This is a genomic window from Streptomyces sp. NPDC058289 (assembly GCF_042880975.1).
Lineage (GTDB): Bacteria > Actinomycetota > Actinomycetes > Streptomycetales > Streptomycetaceae > Streptomyces > Streptomyces stoeckheimensis.
The window spans coordinates 21,268-39,099 of record NZ_JBHVYI010000067.1; the positions used below are offsets into that span (position 1 = coordinate 21,268).

At 70.1% G+C, this 17,832-nt stretch carries 18 protein-coding genes; 9 read left to right on the forward strand and 9 right to left on the reverse strand.

Annotated features, from left to right (window positions below; translation table 11 throughout):
- Window positions 1–24: 24 nt before the first annotated feature.
- Entirely contained in the window at window positions 25–579 is a 555-nt protein-coding gene (locus ACFVX6_RS28790; RefSeq protein WP_389696285.1) for a YbaK/EbsC family protein, read from the reverse strand.
- A gap of 211 nt (window positions 580–790) precedes the next feature.
- On the opposite strand from ACFVX6_RS28790, the gene ACFVX6_RS28795 reads away from it, so the two are divergent.
- Window positions 791–1,219 (forward strand): hypothetical protein, encoded by a 429-nt coding sequence (locus tag ACFVX6_RS28795; protein WP_389696287.1) that lies wholly within the window; start codon window positions 791–793, stop codon window positions 1,217–1,219.
- Window positions 1,220–1,299: 80 nt separating this feature from the next.
- On the opposite strand, the gene ACFVX6_RS28800 is transcribed toward ACFVX6_RS28795, so the two are convergent.
- Complete coding sequence (locus ACFVX6_RS28800; protein ID WP_389696289.1) at window positions 1,300–1,434, reverse strand: hypothetical protein; 135 nt, start codon at window positions 1,432–1,434, stop codon at window positions 1,300–1,302.
- Between the two features lie 129 nt (window positions 1,435–1,563).
- Here ACFVX6_RS28800 and ACFVX6_RS28805 point away from each other — a divergent pair, with 129 nt between their 5' ends.
- The gene (locus ACFVX6_RS28805) at window positions 1,564–3,672 is read left to right on the forward strand and encodes a SpoIIE family protein phosphatase (RefSeq protein WP_389696291.1); all 2,109 of its coding nucleotides are present in this window, start codon (window positions 1,564–1,566) and stop codon (window positions 3,670–3,672) included.
- On the opposite strand, the gene ACFVX6_RS28810 is transcribed toward ACFVX6_RS28805, so the two are convergent.
- Entirely contained in the window at window positions 3,669–5,156 is a 1,488-nt protein-coding gene (locus tag ACFVX6_RS28810) for a carboxylesterase/lipase family protein (protein WP_389696293.1), read from the reverse strand. The genes ACFVX6_RS28805 and ACFVX6_RS28810 overlap by 4 nt on opposite strands.
- A gap of 98 nt (window positions 5,157–5,254) precedes the next feature.
- On the opposite strand from ACFVX6_RS28810, the gene ACFVX6_RS28815 reads away from it, so the two are divergent.
- Genes ACFVX6_RS28815 through ACFVX6_RS28825 form a run of 3 tightly spaced genes read left to right on the forward strand, consistent with a single transcriptional unit; the run spans window position 5,255 to window position 8,119 of the window.
- Window positions 5,255–6,103, forward strand: coding sequence for an MBL fold metallo-hydrolase (locus ACFVX6_RS28815; RefSeq protein ID WP_389696295.1), 849 nt, complete (start codon window positions 5,255–5,257; stop codon window positions 6,101–6,103).
- A gap of 3 nt (window positions 6,104–6,106) precedes the next feature.
- On the forward strand, window positions 6,107–7,006 hold the full coding sequence (locus ACFVX6_RS28820) for a LysR family transcriptional regulator (RefSeq protein WP_389696297.1): 900 nt from the start codon (window positions 6,107–6,109) through the stop codon (window positions 7,004–7,006).
- 57 nt (window positions 7,007–7,063) lie between these two features.
- Window positions 7,064–8,119, forward strand: coding sequence for a tartrate dehydrogenase (locus ACFVX6_RS28825; RefSeq protein ID WP_389696299.1), 1,056 nt, complete (start codon window positions 7,064–7,066; stop codon window positions 8,117–8,119).
- Window positions 8,120–8,177: 58 nt separating this feature from the next.
- Here the strand turns inward: ACFVX6_RS28825 and ACFVX6_RS28830 are convergent, their stop codons facing one another.
- Complete coding sequence (locus ACFVX6_RS28830; protein WP_389696301.1) at window positions 8,178–9,524, reverse strand: M20/M25/M40 family metallo-hydrolase; 1,347 nt, start codon at window positions 9,522–9,524, stop codon at window positions 8,178–8,180.
- Window positions 9,525–9,748: 224 nt separating this feature from the next.
- Here ACFVX6_RS28830 and ACFVX6_RS28835 point away from each other — a divergent pair, with 224 nt between their 5' ends.
- Window positions 9,749–10,501 (forward strand): class I SAM-dependent methyltransferase, encoded by a 753-nt coding sequence (locus ACFVX6_RS28835; protein WP_389696303.1) that lies wholly within the window; start codon window positions 9,749–9,751, stop codon window positions 10,499–10,501.
- 86 nt (window positions 10,502–10,587) lie between these two features.
- Here ACFVX6_RS28835 and ACFVX6_RS28840 read toward each other — a convergent pair whose 3' ends face one another.
- Window positions 10,588–10,785 carry a hypothetical protein gene (locus tag ACFVX6_RS28840; RefSeq protein ID WP_389696305.1) on the reverse strand — a complete coding sequence of 66 codons (198 nt, stop codon included), beginning with the start codon at window positions 10,783–10,785 and terminating at the stop codon, window positions 10,588–10,590.
- Window positions 10,786–11,371: 586 nt separating this feature from the next.
- On the opposite strand from ACFVX6_RS28840, the gene ACFVX6_RS28845 reads away from it, so the two are divergent.
- Complete coding sequence (locus ACFVX6_RS28845; protein WP_389696307.1) at window positions 11,372–12,139, forward strand: CAP domain-containing protein; 768 nt, start codon at window positions 11,372–11,374, stop codon at window positions 12,137–12,139.
- Between the two features lie 199 nt (window positions 12,140–12,338).
- Here ACFVX6_RS28845 and ACFVX6_RS28850 read toward each other — a convergent pair whose 3' ends face one another.
- Entirely contained in the window at window positions 12,339–12,938 is a 600-nt protein-coding gene (locus tag ACFVX6_RS28850) for a hypothetical protein (RefSeq protein WP_389696309.1), read from the reverse strand.
- 253 nt (window positions 12,939–13,191) lie between these two features.
- On the opposite strand from ACFVX6_RS28850, the gene ACFVX6_RS28855 reads away from it, so the two are divergent.
- Together ACFVX6_RS28855 and ACFVX6_RS28860 are read left to right on the forward strand one after the other, a co-directional pair.
- Window positions 13,192–13,515: a plasmid stabilization protein gene (locus ACFVX6_RS28855; protein WP_389696311.1), complete on the forward strand. Its 324-nt coding sequence runs from the start codon at window positions 13,192–13,194 to the stop codon at window positions 13,513–13,515.
- A gap of 321 nt (window positions 13,516–13,836) precedes the next feature.
- Window positions 13,837–14,508, forward strand: a complete 672-nt coding sequence (locus ACFVX6_RS28860; RefSeq protein ID WP_389696313.1) for a transcriptional regulator — start codon at window positions 13,837–13,839, stop codon at window positions 14,506–14,508.
- Window positions 14,509–14,610: 102 nt separating this feature from the next.
- Here ACFVX6_RS28860 and ACFVX6_RS28865 read toward each other — a convergent pair whose 3' ends face one another.
- The 3 genes from ACFVX6_RS28865 to ACFVX6_RS28875 form a co-directional block, all read right to left on the reverse strand.
- Window positions 14,611–16,062 carry a nucleobase:cation symporter-2 family protein gene (locus ACFVX6_RS28865; protein WP_389696315.1) on the reverse strand — a complete coding sequence of 484 codons (1,452 nt, stop codon included), beginning with the start codon at window positions 16,060–16,062 and terminating at the stop codon, window positions 14,611–14,613.
- Window positions 16,063–16,460: 398 nt separating this feature from the next.
- A complete protein-coding gene (gene thpD, locus ACFVX6_RS28870; protein WP_389696317.1) occupies window positions 16,461–17,363 on the reverse strand; it encodes an ectoine hydroxylase in 903 nt (300 codons plus the stop codon).
- Between the two features lie 52 nt (window positions 17,364–17,415).
- A complete protein-coding gene (locus ACFVX6_RS28875) occupies window positions 17,416–17,820 on the reverse strand; it encodes an ectoine synthase (RefSeq protein WP_389696318.1) in 405 nt (134 codons plus the stop codon).
- Window positions 17,821–17,832: the final 12 nt, after the last annotated feature.

Below are 17,832 nucleotides of genomic sequence, written 5' to 3' on the forward strand. Positions count from 1 at the left end.
CCGCCGCCCTGTTGGAGGGGTACGTCAGATGGCGAGGCCTTCGATGAGCTCCGCACCGGGGATCTCCGTGAACAGCTTCCCGGGCGCGATGAGCTTCCCGCGGCGGCGCCCGCTGCCGATCAACACGTACGGCATGTCACGGACGGCCGTATCCACCAGCAGGGGCCAGTCTTCCGGAAGCCCCAGCGGGGTGATGCCGCCGTACTCCATGCCCGTCAGCTCCACGGTCGTCTCCATCGGGGCGAAGGAGACTTTGCGCGCCCCCAGATGACGGCGGACGGCGCCGTTCACGTCGACCCGGGCGGCGGAGGGTACCAGGCAGGCCGCCAAGGTGGTCTGGCCGCCGCGCTTGGCGGCCACCACCACGCAGTTCGCCGACTGGTCCAGCAGTTCCCGGCCGAAGTGCGCGACGAAGGCGGTGGTGTCGGCGATGGCCGGGTCGGTGTCGACGTAGAGGATCTGTGCGGCAGGTACGTCTCCCTTCCAGCCGCCGACCGCTCGTGCCACGGGCGGGGTGAGCTCGGCGAGGCAATCGGGGGCGGGCAGGGCGTTGTCGAACGGCCCGATGGGAGTGCGCATGGCCGCACGCTAGCACTGTGCCCGCCGGCCCCCCGTCGGGATCTGCCCGGGAGGCGTTCGCCGTCACTCGGTGCGTCGCACACCCGGGCTGACCTGCTCTTTCGTCCGGAATGCCGATGGTCTGCGGATGCGGGCCCGGGGCCCCTGTGTCAGCTTGGAACGAGTGGGGGCTGGACCGGGGGGGCGTCTTCCCCGAAGGGGTGCATCACAGATGAACCGACTTCTCGCCACGGCCGTGAGCACGGCCGCCGCAGCGCTTCTCGTGGCCGGCGGGGCCGCCTCGGCCTTCGCCGCCGCGCCCACCGACGACGCGACCGACAAGCTGTGCAGCAGTCTGACCGAACTCAAGGCCGACAACGCGAAGTTGCGCGCGCTCGACCCGGCGACAGCCACCAAGGACCAGATCAAGGACGCCCACAAGGCCGTCCAGGACGACTGGAAGACCGTCGCCGAGTCCACCGCGCAGTTCAACGCCGCCCAGAAGGACGCGGTCAAGACCGCGACCAACGACCTGAAGAAGACGTACGACGACCTGCCCGGCGACACCACCGGCGCCGATGCCCTGACCAAGCTCACCCCTGACCTGCAGAAGCTCGACACGGCCGTCGCGAGCGCCCAGACCGGCCTGCAGTGCGGCTGACCGACTGACCGACCGACCGGCTGACCGACCGACCCGGACGCACCGCCGGGCGGGGCGCGGAACGAGCGCCCCGCTCCGGCCTACCGGGCTTTGCGGGCGTGCAGGACGTACGCCTCCAGCGGGAGCGGGGTGTGGTCGAGCAGCATCTTGGCGTTCTCGGTGTCCTCCGGGCGGGCGCCGTGTCGGGCGAGCACCGCGCACAAGCCGCGCAGCACCAGCGGGTCCGGGTGCTCCAGTTCGAGGGCCAGGTGGGCCTGACCGGCCCGTGGAGGCCCTGACGTGCTGCTGGGTCGCCGGGCGCGGCCTCGGGGACGATACTGAAGGTCACGGTGCGTGGAGGCGACATGCGTGAACCGGAGCGTCGCGGCCCGGGGCGGGCCTCGGTGCCCGTCGGCCTCGTCAGCCAAACGGCAGCAGTCGTACTGGACGACGCAGGCGTGGTCCTCGCGCGGTCGCAGCGGGCTGCGACCTTGTTGGAATGTGCGCCGGGGCAGACCTGTGCGCCCTTGCTGGGGGTGCTGCCGCGAGCCGGAACGGAGGGGGGGCCGGGCGGGCGCCTGGTAACCGTTCCGGGTGATGCCGACGGTGATGCCGGTGGTGGCGGCGATGCGGGTCACACGGTCACGCTGGCCTGCACCGTTGTCCGGCTCGCAGCCCGCACCCCAGGCGGTTCCGGCGCCGAGGCGCAGTGGCTGGTCCTGGTCACCCCGTCGGAAACCGAGGCGGAGGCGGCCGAGCGCGATGCGGGGCGACGCCGGAAGGGGCTGTCCCACGCCGCCGCCGCGGGCATCGGGACCTCCCTGGACGTGTCCGAGATGGCCGAGACCCTCGTGAATCTGCTCGTCCCCGATTTCGCCGACCTGGCGACCGTCGACATCGCCGAACAGGTGCTGGTGGGCGACGAGCCCCCGCACCTCGACACCAGCGGTGACGTTCGCCTGCGCCGGATCGCTGCCGCACAGAGCCCGGAGATATCCGCCGAGGACCTCCTGGCGGTGGGAGAGGCGCTTCCCGCGGTGGCGGACAGTGCGTTGATGCGTCCCCTCATGAAGGGGCAGCCCGTGCTGGTCCCGGACGTCGCCGTCCTGTACGCGAAGCTCGGCGTGGATCCGCAGAGCCTGCCGTTGTTCGTCCCGAGCGGGGCTCACTCCTCCGTGGCGGTGCCGCTCTACGCACGAGGTCTGATCCTCGGCTGCGTCACCGTCTGGCGCAGCCAGCTGCCCTCCGCATTCGGCGAGGAGGACGCCGCCCTGCTGCACGACGTCGTCTCCCGGGCCGCCCTGGGCGTGGACAACGCGCGCCGCTACACCAAGGAACACCAGTCGGTACTGGCCCTGCAGCGCAGCCTGCTACCGCGCTCGGCCCTGGACTCCGCCGCCGCGGAGACCGTGGGCGTCTACCAGCCGGCGGGCGGCGGTCTGGGAGTCGGCGGGGACTGGTTCGACGTGATCCCCCTGCCGTCGCTGCGCGTCGCGTTCGTCGTCGGCGACGTCGTCGGCCACGGCCTGGATGCCACCGCGGCCATGGCACGCCTGCGGACCGCGGTGCAGACCCTCGCCGACCTCGATCTGGATCCGGGTGAGCTCCTCACGCACGTGGACGACCTGGTGCTCGGTCTCTCCAGCGAGGAGACGGCCGGCGACTCCCGCTCGGAGACGGCGGTGCTCGGCGCGACCTGCCTGTACGCCGTCTACGACCCGGTGACGAGGAAGTGCACCGCTGCCACGGCGGGACATCCGCCGCCGGCCCTGCTGGCGCCCGGTGAGGAACCGGTCTTCGTCGACACGATGCCGGGACCGCCCCTGGGGCTCGGCGGAATGCCCTTCGAGGTGACGGAGTTCGACGTACGGCCCGGAAGCACCCTCGCGTTCTTCACGGACGGACTCCTCGAGAGCCGCGGCGGCGACATCGAGGAGGGGATGGAGAGACTGAGGAGCGCGCTCGCCGGCGCGGACTCGAGCCGCACCCTGAGCGAGATCGGCCAGAGCATTTTCGACAGCGTGCTGCCCCGAGAGCCCTCCGACGACGTCGCCCTGTTGCTCGCCCGCCCCCATGCCCTCTCGTCCGATCAGGTCGCCGAGTGGGAGCTCGCAGCCGACCTGTCCCTCGTCGCGCAAGCCCGCGAGCTGGTGGTCGGCCAGCTGTCCCGCTGGCAGTTGGACGAACTGGGCTTCGTGACGGAGCTCGTCGCGAGCGAGCTGGTCACGAACGCGATCCGCTACGCCGGGGGACCGGTCGGGCTCCGCCTCATCCGCGACAGAGTGCTCGTCTGCGAGGTGTCCGACCCCAGTAGTACCCAGCCGCGCCTGCGCCGTGCACGGGAGTCGGACGAAGGTGGGCGCGGCCTGTTCCTGGTGGCCCAGCTCACCGACCGGTGGGGCTGCCGGTTCACCAGTACCGGCAAGACGATCTGGACGGAGCAGCCCATAGGCGGGGCCGGGCCCCTCGCCTAGGCTCCTGCGACCCCGAAGCGCATCGTGGCGCGCGAGCGCAGGTCGTACCGCTCCCAGCGCGGCATGGCGGGGTGGTTGGGGTCGCCGGTGCGTACGAACGAGATCCAGGCCCGGTGCACGGTCCTGGCGAGGCCGTCCCTGCTCCGGGTGTCCATTCCCGCCAGGAACGGCGCGTGCGACCACGTGTCGAAATTGTCGAAGACGAACGGCAGGTCCAGACAGTGCGGGGCACCCAGCCGGCCGTCGTGGGCGGGGGTGGGGAAGGCGAACTCGTACGCCCAGACCGGGCGACCTCGTGCCGCCCGCGCTTCCGCGAACGCCACGGTGGGCTTGCGGAACAGCTCGTCGGTGGTCAGGTCGATGAGAACGTCGACAGGCCGGCCACCCGGGCGGGCGGCCTCGTACGCCGCGTACGCTTCGGCCGCGCCGTCACCGAAGCCGTCCCGTGCCCGCCGGAGCACCTGTTCCCTGGTCGTCGACGCGTACGCCTCGCCCAGCGCGAAGACGAAAGAGGTCTCTTCCCCGGTCCAGCCGATGAGTACGTCGATGGCCGCGCCGGGACCGTCGAGCAGGTTCTCGACCGGTTGCCGCGCCGCCGTCACGCCGTCGAGGACCGGCATGAACGGCGTGGTCCAGTGCCCCCATTCCGTGGTGGCCGCGAGGAGTCCGGCGGTGGCTTCGACCAGTCGCGGCCACGGCACCGCCCGCAGTTCGTCCACGTCCTTCGCGCCGACGATCTCCAGATAGTCGGCGGTGCGGGCCAGGGCCTGGGCGGGTGTGGCGAGGGGCATGGCGAGCGGGACGCTCTGGAGGATGGCCCGGCGGAAGAGCCGGCCGCCACCGGCGTGGCCCGCGAGCGCCGTCGCGGACAGGGCGCCGGCGGACTGGCCGGCGACGGTGACGTTACCGGGATCCCCGCCGAAGGCCGCGATGTTGTCCTGCACCCAGCGCAGCGCCGCGAGTTGGTCGGTGAGCCAGACGTTGCCGCCTTCCGCGTCGCCCTCGATGCCATCCTCCGAAGCGAAGTGCAGCAGGCCGAGCGGTCCGAGCCGGTAGTTGAGGTTCACCACCACCAGGTCGCCGTCCCGCGCGAACGTCTCGCCCGAGTAGTTCGGCATCGCCCCGGACCCGGAGATGAAGGCGCCGCCGTGGATCCAGACCAGGACGGGACGGCGGGCGTCATCAAGGCCGGGTGTCCACACGTTGAGCGTCAGACAGTCCTCGTCGAAGGGTGGGGAGCCGTGGCCGCCGAGGATCGGGTCGACCTCGCGGACGATCTGCGGCGAGCTCGGGCCGTACGCCGTCGCGTCGAGGGTGTCGCTCCATCCCCGGTGCGGCTGCGCGGGGCGCCACCGGAGGGGCCCGACGGGCGGCGCCGCGTACGGCACGCCCTTGAACACGGCCAGGTCGTCTTCGACGACGCCACGGACCGGGCCCGATCGCGTGTGCACGACGGGCGCGGTGCGGTCCTGAGCGAAACCCATCGGGTGCGTCCTTCCAGGCCGGGATCGGGAGGCTCACGTTATTGCGTATTTCTTGCGAACGTCAATATTCTTCTATTCATCATCAAGGGGAGGCTCGTATGACGGCGTGGCGCATCGGTACGACGGAGATTCACAAGGTGCTGGAGGCGGAAGTCACCGTGACTCTCGCGGAGGTGCTGCGGACGGACGACACCGCGCTCTTGAAGAGATACGCGTGGCCCGCTCCCGACTTCAGCAGGGCCGACGGCACCTTCGTGCTCTCGGTCCACGGGCTGGTCGTGGACACCGGTGCGCGCCGGATACTCGTGGACACGTGCGTGGGCAACGCCCGGCCGTCGGTGCCGTTCCTGCGCATGCTGGACTCGACCTGGCTCGAAGACCTCGCGGACCTCGGCTACCCTCCGGAGTCGATCGACACGGTGGTGTGCACCCACCTCCACTTCGACCACATCGGGTGGAACACGCGCCTGGTGGACGGGAATTGGGTGCCGACGTTCCCCCGTGCCCGCCACCTCGTCACCCGGGTGGAATGGGACCACTGGGCGCACGACGCGGACACCGACCTCCACGACACGATGCAGCCCTTGATCGATGCGGGTCTCGTCGACTTCGTCGGGAGCGACCACCGGGTCTGTGACGGCGTGCGCCTGGAAGCCGCCGCCGGGCACACCCCGGGCCAGGTCGCGGTCGTGGTCGAATCCGGCGGCGAACGCGCCGTGATCACCGGTGACCTCGTGCACCATCCGGTGCAGTTCACCGAACCGGACGTAGCAGGCCTCGCCGACACCGACACGACGCAGGCCGCCGCCACCCGGCGGGCGTTCGTCGACCGGTACGCCGACACGGGAACCCTCGTGATCGGCACCCACTTCCCCGCTCCCACGGCCGGCCTGCTCCGGCGCGGAGGCGACGGGGGCGTGCGGTTCGTCGTGGACGGTGGGCGCTGACCCGTGGACTTCCGGCAGCTGACCTACTTCCTCGCCATCGTGGACCACGGCGGCTTCACCCGCGCGGCCGCGGCCCTCTACGTGTCCCAACCGTCCCTGTCGCAGGCGATCCACGTCCTGGAGCGTGAAGTGGGCAGCAGCCTGTTCCACCGGATGGGCAGGAAGGTGGTCCTCACCGAGGCCGGCGCCGCGCTGGTCGCGCCGGCACGCGACGCCCTGCACGCCCTGGAGCTGGCCAGGGCCGGCGTCGGCGCCGTCCGGGAACTGCGCGCCGGCCGTCTGGAGATCGCCGCGATGGCCTCACCCACGATCGAACCCCTCAGCACCATGCTCCAGCGCTTCACCGAGCACTATCCGGCGGTGTCGATCAGCCTGCGCGTAGCCCTGACCCGCGAGGACGTGGTCGAGAGGGTGCGCACGGGAGCCTGCGAACTCGGGCTGCTGACCACCACCACCGCGTCGCCGCTGCCGCATGCGGACGTCGTCCCGCACCACGTCGGAGATCACCGGCTGGTCCTGGTCACCCCACCGGGCGGCCCGTTCCCGGCCGGCCGGGCAGTGCGACGCGAACAGCTCGAAGGGCACCGCTTGATCGTCGGGCAGCGGGGGACCGGGATCCGCTCCTACGTCGACGACCTGAAGGCGCAGGGCATCGACGTCCGCATCGCGGTGGAGACCGAACACCGGATGGCCTTCCTGCCCTTGGTGCTCGGCGGCGTCGGACTGGCGGTGGTGACGGAATCCTGGGCCGACCTCGCGGAGCGGGCGGGAGCCCTCGTCCTCGACCTGGAACCGGCCTGCGTCCAGCGCAACGTCCTGCTGAGCCGCAAGGCGCAGCCGACACCGGCCGCCCGTGCCTTCCTCGAGATCGCCGTACCACCGGCCCATAGGGGCAGCCTATGAGTCGCATCGGGGATACGTGTTGGACCCGGGCGGCCCCCGATTGCTGGAATGCGAACCATGACGAACCACAACATCGCCCTCATCCCCGGCGACGGGATAGGCACTGAAGTCCTTCCGGCGGCATGCGAGGTCCTCGACACCATCGGGAAGCGCCACGACATCACCTTCGCCTACGAGCAGTTCGACTGGTCCTGCGAGCGCTACCTCCGCCACGGGTCGATGATGCCCGAGGACGGGCTGGAGCAGCTCCGCCGTCACGACGCGATCCTGCTCGGCGCCGTCGGCTACCCGGGCGTGCCGGACCACGTCTCCCTGTGGGGCCTGCTCATCCCGATCCGCCGGGCCTTCAACCAGTACGTCAACCTCCGCCCCATCCGCGTGTTCGACGGACTTCCCAGCCCCGTTCGCTCGGCCGTGCCCGGCGAGGTGGACTTCGTGGTCGTCCGGGAGAACACCGAAGGCGAGTACAGCGAGATCGGCGGCCGGATGAACCGCGGGTTCCCCGATGAAATGGCCGTGCAGCAGGCCGTGTTCACGCGGACGGGTGTGACCCGGGTCCTCGACTTCGCCTTCCGCCTCGCCGAACGGCGCGGCGGCCCCCTCACCTCGGCGACGAAGTCCAACGGCATCGTGCACACCATGCCGTTCTGGGACGAGCTGGTGGCCGAGCGTGCCGCCGAGCACCCTGCGGTCGAGTGGAACCAGGAGCACATCGACGCACTGGCCGCCAAGTTCGTACTCGACCCCGCACGCTTCGACGTCGTCGTCGCGTCCAACCTCTTCGGGGACATCCTCAGCGACCTGGCAGCGGCAGTGGCCGGCGGCATCGGCATCGCCCCGTCCGCCAACCTCAACCCGCAGGGCGAGTACCCGTCCATGTTCGAGCCGGTCCACGGATCGGCCCCCGACATCGCCGGGCTGGGCATCGCCAATCCGATCGGCGCGATCTGGTCCGCCGCCATGATGCTCGACCACCTCGGCCACCCCCGGGCCGCTGCCGAGATCACCGGTGCCATCGCCCGCGTCCTCGCCACCACTCCGGTACGCACCCGCGACCTCGGAGGCAGCGCCTCCACCGCCGCATTCACCTCGGCCGTCCTTCAGCACCTCTGACGAACACCGAGGCGGAGCATCGTGGCGATCCGCAGGGCGGCGACGGTCGCACGTCCCTTTACGCGGACAGTCTGAGGACCGCGTCGAGCAGGCATTTCCCGCCGAACATCAGGTCGGTGATGCGGGTGTGCTCGTCCGGCGCGTGGATGAGCCGCATGATGTCCGCGTCGCTCGCGGAGGGAAAGAACCCGACGACCTTCGTGTCGGGGAAGGCCCGGGCGTCCGTGGCGGCCGGGTTGATGTACGGCAGCACCCGCGCACCCGGTTCGTGGGCTGCGACGGTGTCGCCCAGGACGCGCAGGAGTTCCGGGTCGTCGTGCATGCCGTGGCTCACCCGTCCGTGCAGCAGCGCCACCTCGACACGATCGCCGACCGCCCTCTGGACCTCCGCCACCCACCTGTCGGGCAGTTGGCCCGGAAGGAGACGGCCGTCCAGTACCACCTCGGCTTCGACGGGCACCACGTTCGGACGCTGCCCCGCGGACAGCATGGTGGGGGTCGCGGTGTTGTGCAGCCCGGCGACGACGAACTCCCGCAGGACGGGATCGATGGGCAGGCTGTGCGCCCGGGCCCAGGTCGGCTCCTCCCGCAGCTGCTCGATCGCCTCCGCGCCCGGGCCCGGATGCAGGTCCGCCAAGGTGTCGAGCATCCGCCGCGAGGCCGGATGCAGCACCGACTCCGGGGCGAACGCGCGCAGCCTCAGCAGGGCCTCGGCCAAGGTGAAGACCGCCGACTCCGTGCGCGGGACGGAGGCGTGTCCGCCCGGCCCGCGGGCGGTGATCCGCATCCGGGCGCTGCCCTTCTCGGCCACCTGCACGGTGTAGACGGGGCCGCCGGGCGTCACGAAGCGCTGGCCGCCGCCTTCGTTGAACGCGAATTCGGCCTCGACGAGGCTGCGGTGGTGCTCCCACAGCCAGTACGCCCCCAACCGGCTGCCGGCTTCCTCGTCGGCGGTGACCACCAGCAGCACGTCCCGCCGGAGCTTGGTCCGGTGCGCTGCGAGGAGTTGCATGATCAGCAGGCTCGCGGCGACTTGCCCCTTCATGTCGAGTGCCCCGCGGCCCCACACTCGGCCGTCGGCAACCTCGCCCGAGAAGGGGGGACGGCTCCATCCGCCGGGCTGGGCCCCGACCACGTCCGCGTGGCCCAGCAGCATGAGCGGCGGTTCCTGTCCGGTCCCGGGCAGCCGGGCGACCAGGTTGGCCCGTCCGGGCTCGGACTCCAGAACCTCGTGTGCGATCCCGGAGGCGGACAGCTCGCGGGAGACGTACTGCGCGACGGCGATCTCATGGCCCGGCGGGTTCGAGGTGTCCAGGCGGATGAGCGCGGAAAGGTGGCCGACGAGGTGGCGTTCCTGGTCGGCCCAGGAGAAGGGCAGGGGAATCGGCCGCGGTGAGGTGGACATCTTGGCTTCGAAGCCTCCGTGGCTTGGCTTGACACTGCTTGCCGCTATGAGATGTTACACGTGTAACCGAGAGGTGAAGTTCTTTTTTGGCATCGTTGCGTGCTCCGGGCCGGCCCGAGTGCTCGGTGGGCTGCGAATCGTGACCACTGGTACCTCTGTGGAGGCGTCCGGCCGAAGGGAAATCCGTACGCTTCCTCGGCGGCCGTGCGGTTAGCGTGCCTCCCATGACGACCGCCAATGGCTACGAGAAGCGCATCGAGGAAGCCCTGCAGGCGACCATGTCGGGCTGGGACTTCGGCTGGCTGAACGGCCGGGCCGCAGGCGAGGGCACCTCGTGGGACTACGAACAGCAGGCCCGGGCCCTGTTTCCGCACGCGCGAAGCCTCCTGGACATCGACACCGGCGGCGGCGAACTCCTCGCCTCGCTGGCCCCGTTGCCTCCGCAGTGCGCGGCCACCGAGAATTGGGCGCCCAACCTCCCCCTGGCGCGGCAACGCCTCGCCCCGCTGGGGGTAGAGGTCCACCAGGCATCGGGCTCGAATCTGCCGCCCGGCCCCTTCGACGTGATCCTCAACCGCCACGGATCGCTGGATGCGACAAGCATCTGCACGGCACTCGCGCCGGGTGGCCGGTTCCTCACCCAACAGGTGGGCAGCCGCAACCAGTTGGAACTGAACGAAGCACTCGGTATCCCCGCACCGGGCAACCTTGGCACGTGGACCCTGGATGTCGCCGTACGGGCACTGGAAGGCGCAGGCCTTCACGTGACCACGGCGCGAGAGGAGATGATCCCCTACACCTTCCATGACATCGGGGCGGTGGTGTTTCAGGTACGCGCCATCCCCTGGCAGTTCCCCGGTTTCGAGCCTTCCGAGCACGAACCGGCGCTACGCCGACTCGACCGGCACCTCAGTGCCACAGGCGGATTAACGGTGCACGACCACCGGTTCCTGGTCGAAGCGCAACCACGAACCTGAGGGCGCCCCGCCGAGCGCCTGACCGCATCCGTCCACAGCCCGTTGCGTCGCCCGCCCGGCTCGGCCCCGGACCACTGCCTTACGCGTCAGGGCGGGCTGTGCCGCTGCGCGTGCCGCGCAGGATGCGGGTCGGTCTCGGGCAGCAGCCCGAGCACGTCCAGCAGAAGCGCCAGCTCACTCGCGCCGGCGGCCCGTGAGGCGACAAAGCGGCGCGCTGCCGCACGGTCGGTGGTCCCGGAATGCGCCAGGAGGGCCGGCTCGTCACAGCCAAAGGGATCCTTCACTCGGCCGATCCCACCACGCCGTCCCACTCTGTGCATGTGCAGTGGTCCGCTTGATCTACCGGCGTCCGAGTGGACGGCGCGTTCTTCGGGGCGCGAGGGTTGCAATACGGAGATCCTTTTCCCGTCGCCCCTCTCGGCCCTCGGCCTGACCTGCTCGGCGGGCGTGGCGCACTGACGGGGACGCCGTCGCCGTCCGGTTCCTCCTTCGGGTCGTGACATGCGTCACGACCGGCAGGTCGACCTGTGGGCCTCCGTGGAGATCCATTGCCTCGGCACATTTCCGCGTATGTCCCTGTTTGGCGTAGACATGCCGTACTCCGGCATAAACGGAATCTGACGCTCCTTTCTCTCCGGCTCCAACAGGGCTGACGGGGATGGATTCTGGCGGCAGGCCAGGCTGCTGCCGGAGCCGCCGCGAAAGGGGGATGCACGATCTTCCGGCTGTTTCAAGCACTGTCCCGAACCTCCCTCGCGGCTGAGCAGCGGCCCCTTGCCAGGTCGCGGGAGGGCTTCTAAGAATGGCGATTCCTCCGGCGCCTTCGCGGTCCGGCGCCGGGAGCTTCGCGATCACCGAGTGAGGTCCCGCATGAAGAAGCACCGTAAGAAGACGCACCACAGGAAGATAGCCATCGCCGTCGGGGCACTGGCCCTCGTGGCCGTACCCACCACGGCCATGGCCTGCCTCGACCCGCAGGCAACCGATCCGATGCGGCCCGTAGCGGCCGAGCAGGACCGCCGTCCCTGGTACGGCGACCCCGGCGCGCAGCAGCCCGCGGAGGCCCCGGTTCAGGCCGACGCCCCCGCCGAGATCGTCGAGGACTCGGTCGTCCGGCCGCCCGCACAGCCGGTCGTCGAGCCGCCCGTCGAGGAGCCGGTCATCGAGAGCGCGCCTCCCGCGCAGATCGAGCCGCAGCAGCCGGTGGAGCCGCCCGCCGAGCCTGCCGGAACCCCCGGGACCTCGGACTCCGCGGCACCCTCCGGCGCCCTGGCCGAGGTCCTCGCGCTCGTCAACAAGGAGCGCGCCGCGGTCGGCTGCCCCGTACTGACCGTGAACGCGAAGCTCGCGAAGGCCGCGCAGGACCACAGCGAGGACATGGCCGCCCACTCCAACATGTCCCACACCGGTTCCGACGGATCCGACCCGGGCCGGCGGATCACTCGCGCCGGGTACCAGTGGAGTACGTACGCCGAGAACGTCGCGTACGGCTACGACACCGCCGCCAAGGTCATGGAGGGCTGGATGAACAGCCCGGGGCACAAGCGGAACATCCTCGACTGCGACCTCAAGGAGATCGGCATCGGCCTCGCGCAGCCCGGCCAGTACTGGACACAGGACTTCGGCGCCACCCGCTGAAGTCCTCGTCGGCGTCGAGCAGCGGCAGCCTGAGCACCGCGCCCAGGAGCCCCAGCGGGGCCTGGCGCAGCCCGACTACCCGGTGGCCGGGCCGGCGGCGGGCAACATCCCTCAGGTGGGGGACACGGCCGGATCGCCGGCCGGCGCGTGGATCACGCTGGTGCCCCGCCTTGCCCGTCGCTCCCGGTCACCACGGCCGTCATGACGCCCACCCCGCCTTCGGCGTCCGCCCGGCGCTGTGGCGCGGAGGGGCCGGTGCCGCCCCGGGTGCGCCGCGCAGGGCACGACCCACGGCTTTCAGCCGCAGCGCCTCCACGGTGTCGGCCTGGCGTTCCGCACGTGCCAGCAGCCGGCCCATGGCCTCCGCGTCCAGCAAGGGGTTCGAGCGGGCCAGCGTGTGCAGGGCCCGCCAGAGTTCCTTCTTGCCCTCGACACCGAGCCTGATCGCCTCCAGCTCGAGGACGTCGCTCAGGGGCGAGCGGGAGAGCAGCCTGCCGTTCGGCTTCAGCCGCCCCGCCTGGGCCACGGCGGCGCCCATGAGCATGCGGAGATTGTTCGCGGGAACGTCGAGAGCCAACATGACCTCGCGCAGGCTGTCGCGGTCCTCGGCGACTTCCTCGGCGAGGGCGGCCAAGCGCGGCCCCGCGTCGGTGTCGCGGTGGGCACGCGCCGTCCGCTTGACGAGGGCCAGACCAGCCCCCGCCCCGGTGAGGTGGTCATTGAGGTAGATGCCCAGCAGGCGGTGGGGGTCCGGTGCGCTGCGTTTCTTGGGGGAGGTGCCCGATCGGCGGTGTTCCATGGCCCTGCTCCTTGCTCCTTGCTCGTTCTCGGCCGGTCCGTCGGCCCGTCCGGCGCCTTCCCGCTCAGGAGCCCGGCACACGGATGCATCCACCGGTTCCGGAGCGGGGCCGTCGCGACTTCGACGCGCCCGGGTCGTCTTTTCGAGGCGTCGAGGCGTCGAGGCGTTCCTGGTGTGAGTCGCACGCGTGGGGGCAGGCGCCGTGCGGGTCCGGTGGATCCGCCACGGGACCGACGCGAAACGAGGAGCGGCCATGCCTCGCGGTTCAAGTCCCAAGCGCGAACGGCAGTACGAGCACATCAAGGAGAGCGCCGAGCAGCGCGGTGAGAGCACGAAGCGGGCGAAGGAGATCGCGGCCCGCACGGTCAACAAGGAACGCGCGCGTTCCGGCGAGTCGAAGACCGCGAGCCGGTCCTCGACGCACGACATGTCTTCCTCGAGGCGGGGCGGCCTGCGCTCTCACAGCGGCTCGCAGGGTCCCACGAAGGAGCAGCTGTACAACGAGGCGAAGCAGCGGAACATCGAGGGCCGTTCCAAGATGGACAAGGCCGAACTCAAGCGGGCCCTCGGCCACTGACCAGGCGATATGTCGCCGCTGCCTACCGGGACCCGGCCGACCTGCCGGCCGTGTCGGCCGACAGTCCGTTCTCCGCGGTGGCGTCCGAGTGAAGGACACGGTCACGCCGGGATCGTCTCCTTGAAGCCCCATGTGGCCTTTGAATTGAACGGGATGGGGTGGTTTCAACCTTCCTAACGTCTGTTAGTGTGCCCGCGCTTGGTGTTCGTCCATCATTCCGTTTCCCCTCGTGCGCGGAGCGTCCGAGGGGTGTTGCGAGGTGTCTTGTACGTGTACAGCGCTCCGTTTTCCCCTGCCGAGGCCAGATCCGCGCGAGCCCGCATGGGTCTGACCGTGACCCAGGTGGCCGCCGCCATGGCGTCCTGCGGCACCCCGGTCGACCCCGAGCTGGTCCTGGCGTGGGAGCGGGGCTCCCACGTGCCCTCCGACCAGCACCTCTTCGTGCTGGCCGATGTGTTGTGGTGCGACACGGTCACCCTCATGGGTACCGGGCCGAGGACGCTCGTCGAGTTCCGGCTGGCCCGCCGGCTCGGTGTGGAGGGGCTGGCGTACCGCCTGGGCATGGACCCGTCCGAGTACCGTGCGGCCGAGTCGGCACGCCAGTGGCATGGTGATGCCCGGCAGACGCGGGTTCTGGTGGAGGCCTTGGGGCTGTCCTTGCGCAAGCTGACCGGGATCGTGGGCCGGGACGGCGAGTTGGAGGACCATCTGCGGTCGGCCATCGCGGGGCGGTGGAAGGTTCATGTCGATCCGGTGGTGGAGATCGTCGCTGTGGACGCGACGAGCGTGGGCGATGCGCTGCGAACGATGCACGGGGAGTTCTCCGAGTTCTCCGAGCGGTACATGGGCAACCTCGTGGCCCGCAATGACGACTCCAGGCTCAAGGAGATCGCGGCGGAGCGTGCGGCGTACCTGCGCCGTCTGGCCGACCGGTTCTGGGAGTTGATCGGCGAAGAGGGCGAGGCCGCGCCGTACCTCGGGGTGGATGACTGAGGCGGAGCACGGCGGCGCTCGCGCGCCGCGGCAGCAAGGCCGGACGGGGGAATCCGCTCCGGCCTTGCTGCCGTGGTCAGTTCAGTCAGCCGGCCACCCAGGTCAGTGGGCGAGTGCTCCTGTGCCCGGTCGGGCGCCGGCGCCGTCCTCCATGTCGTCCCAGTCGATGTCCATCGTGCTGCGGCTGGTGAAGACGTTGAAGATCAGGTTCAGGGCGATGGCCGTGAGGGCGCCCAGGGTGATCCCGCTGTCGAGTACGGCCCGGACGCTGTCCGGCATCCGGTCGAAGAACGGCGCGACCGTGGTCGGGAGCAGTGCGGCGCCGAGACTGACCGCCAGGATCAGGGTGTTGCGCTCCTCGCGCAGATCCGCCTTGCCCAGGATCTGGACGCCGACCGCGGCGACGATGCCGAACATGGAGACCGCCGCCCCGCCCAGTACCGGGTGGGGGATCGAGGCGACGAGGCTGCCGGCCTTCGGCAGCAGGCCGAGGGCGATCATGAACACGCCGGCCGCCACCACCACGTAGCGGCTCATGATCCTGGACATGCGGACGAGGCCGATGTTCTCCGCGAACGCCACGTACGGGAACGAATTGAGGACGCCGCCCAGCACCGTCGCCACGCCGTCGGCGCGCAGGGCCCGCGCGACCGTGTCGGCGTCGACCTTCTTGCGGGTGATCTCCCCGATGGCGTAGACGTCCCCGGTGGTCTCCACCATCGTGATCAGCATGACGACGAGCATCGCGATGATCGGGAACAGTTCGAACCGGGGCATGCCGTAGTGGAACGGCGTGGTGACCCCGAACCAGTCCGCCTGCTCCACCACACCGAAATCCACGTCTCCGAAGAGCCACGCGACCGTCGTGCCGGCCACTAGCCCGAGCAGCACGGCCAGGCTGCTGAGGAGCGGCTTGCCGACCCGGACCAGGACCAGGATGAAGAGCAGGGTGCCCAGTGCGTACGCGAGGTTCTTCGGGGCCCCGTAGTCGGGTGTTCCGATGAGGTGCGCGCCGCCGGCCGCGTCCTGGAGGGCCACGGGTATCAGGGTGATGCCGATGATGGTGAGGATGGTGCCGATGACGACCGGTGGGAAGTACTTCACCAGCTTGCTGAAGAGCGGGGCGAACAGGAAGGTGGCCGTGCCCGCCGTGATCACCGCTCCGTAGACGACGAGGAGCCCGGCGGTACCGCCGCCCGCCCCCGTGCCGATGGCGATCATGGGGGAGACCGCCGTGAAGGTCACGCCTTGGACCAACGGCAGCCGGGCGCCGACCTTCCAGACCCCGAGGGCCTGGATGATCGAGGCCACGCCGCAGGTCAGGAGGTCCGCGTTGATGAGGTGGACGAGCTCCTGGCGGGTGAGGCCCAGGGCGTTGCCGAGGAGGACCGGGACGATGACGGCCGCGGCGTAGAACGCGAGCACGTGCTGGAAGCCGTACAGGGCGAGCCTGGGGATCGGGAGCAGCTCGTCGACGGGGTGGGGCTTCTGCCGGGAGGAGCGATGTGGGGAGGGCTGCCGGGAGGAGGACTGCCGGGAGGGCTGTCGGGGCATTCTTGCCATCTCTGCCTTGCCTTCACGAGGTAGGTGAATGAGAAAACCGCCGCTCTCCAGCCCTGGATGACAGGGCGAGGGCAGGCCGGCTCGCACGGAGCCGACGCCGGGCGGTGTTGCCGACAGCACGTCGCTCTGCAAGTACATGTGTCCTGAGTTGGCAGGACGTCCTTCGATCGGTGGATCGGATCAAGGATTGATCATTGGATCCGAAGGGATTTCGATCGGAAGGCGCTCACCATAGCCAAAGGCTGGGTTTCCTCGCGAGTAACCGGAGCCGGGCCTCTCAATTCGCCCGCCGGATCGCGCTCGCCACGCCACCGCGAACGCCCGGCACCACCCGACCGGGCAGGTGCCGGGTCGGGTGGTGCCGGGTCGGGTCGGGTCGGCCGGGCGCGTCAGCGCACCGGGGTGAAGTCCTGTGAAGCGATGTACTTGGGGCGGCGCACCGGGGCGGCGAAGGGCTTCTCGGGGCGGTTCTCGACGCTGTTGAAGACGAGGAACACGTTGCTGCGCGGGTAGGGCGTGATGTTGTCACCCGAGCCGTGCATCGCGTTGCAGTCGAACCAGGTGGCCGAGCCCGCCTTGCCGGTGAAGACCTTGATGCCGCAGGCCGAGGCGAACTTGGTCAGTGCCTCGTCCGACGGGGTGCCCGCATCCTGCATCTGGAGGGACTTCTTGTAGTTGTCCTTCGGCGTCGCGCCGGCACAGCCCAGGAAGCTCCGGTGGGAGCCAGGCATGATCATCAGGCCGCCATTGGTCGTGTAGTTGGGCGTCAGGGCGATGGACACCGATACGGTGCGCATGTGCGGCAGGCCGTCCTCGGCGTGCCAGGTCTCGAAATCGGAGTGCCAGTAGAAGCCGCTGGCTCCGAAACCGGGCTTCACGTTGATCCGGGACTGGTGCACGTACACGTCGGAGCCCAGGATCTGTCGCGCGCGCCCCACGACGCGCGGATCGGAGGCGAGGGCCGCGAACACCTCGCTGATCCGGTGGACTTCGAAAACGGAGCGCACTTCCCGGGACTTCGGCTCCACGATGGAACGGTCGTCGGCCAGCGTCGAGGGGTCACGGAGCAGTCGGTCCATCTCGGCCCGGTAGACGTCCGTCTCGTCGGGCGTGATGAGTTCGTCGACGGGCAGGAAGCCGTCGCGCTCGTAACTCTCCAGCTCGTGGGCCCATATCGGGCCCGGTGTGCCGGGCTCGGACCAAACGACGGGGTCCACGCGGCCGGTGAGCACCTCCTCGGAGCCCCGGGTCGGATACAGGTCCTTCGCCGTGCGGGTGGATGCGTAGGTCATGGTGGTGCCTGCCTCTCCTCTCTGTGCTTTGCTCTCCGTGCGTTTCCGCGACTCAGCCGTGATCGGGCTCGGTGAGCAGCGGGTACACGCCGTTCTCGTCGTGGTCCTCCCGGCCGGTGACGGGCGGGTTGAAGACGCAGAGACAGCGGAACTCCTGCTTCACGCGCAGGGTGTGCCGTTCGTGGCCGTCCAGGAGGTACATGGTTCCCGGCGTGATCGTGTAGGTCAGGCCCGTCTCCTCGTCCGTGAGTTCGGCCTCTCCTTCCGTGCAGACCACGGCCTCCACGTGGTTCGCGTACCACATGGACGTCTCGGTGCCGGCGTACAGGACGGTCTCGTGCAGGGAGAAGCCGACGCGTTCCTTGGCCAGGACGATGCGCTTGCTCTCCCACGTGCCGGATGCCGCCCTGACGTGGCGGTCGGTTCCCTCGAGGTCCCGGAACGAGCGGACGATCATGATGGTGCCCTT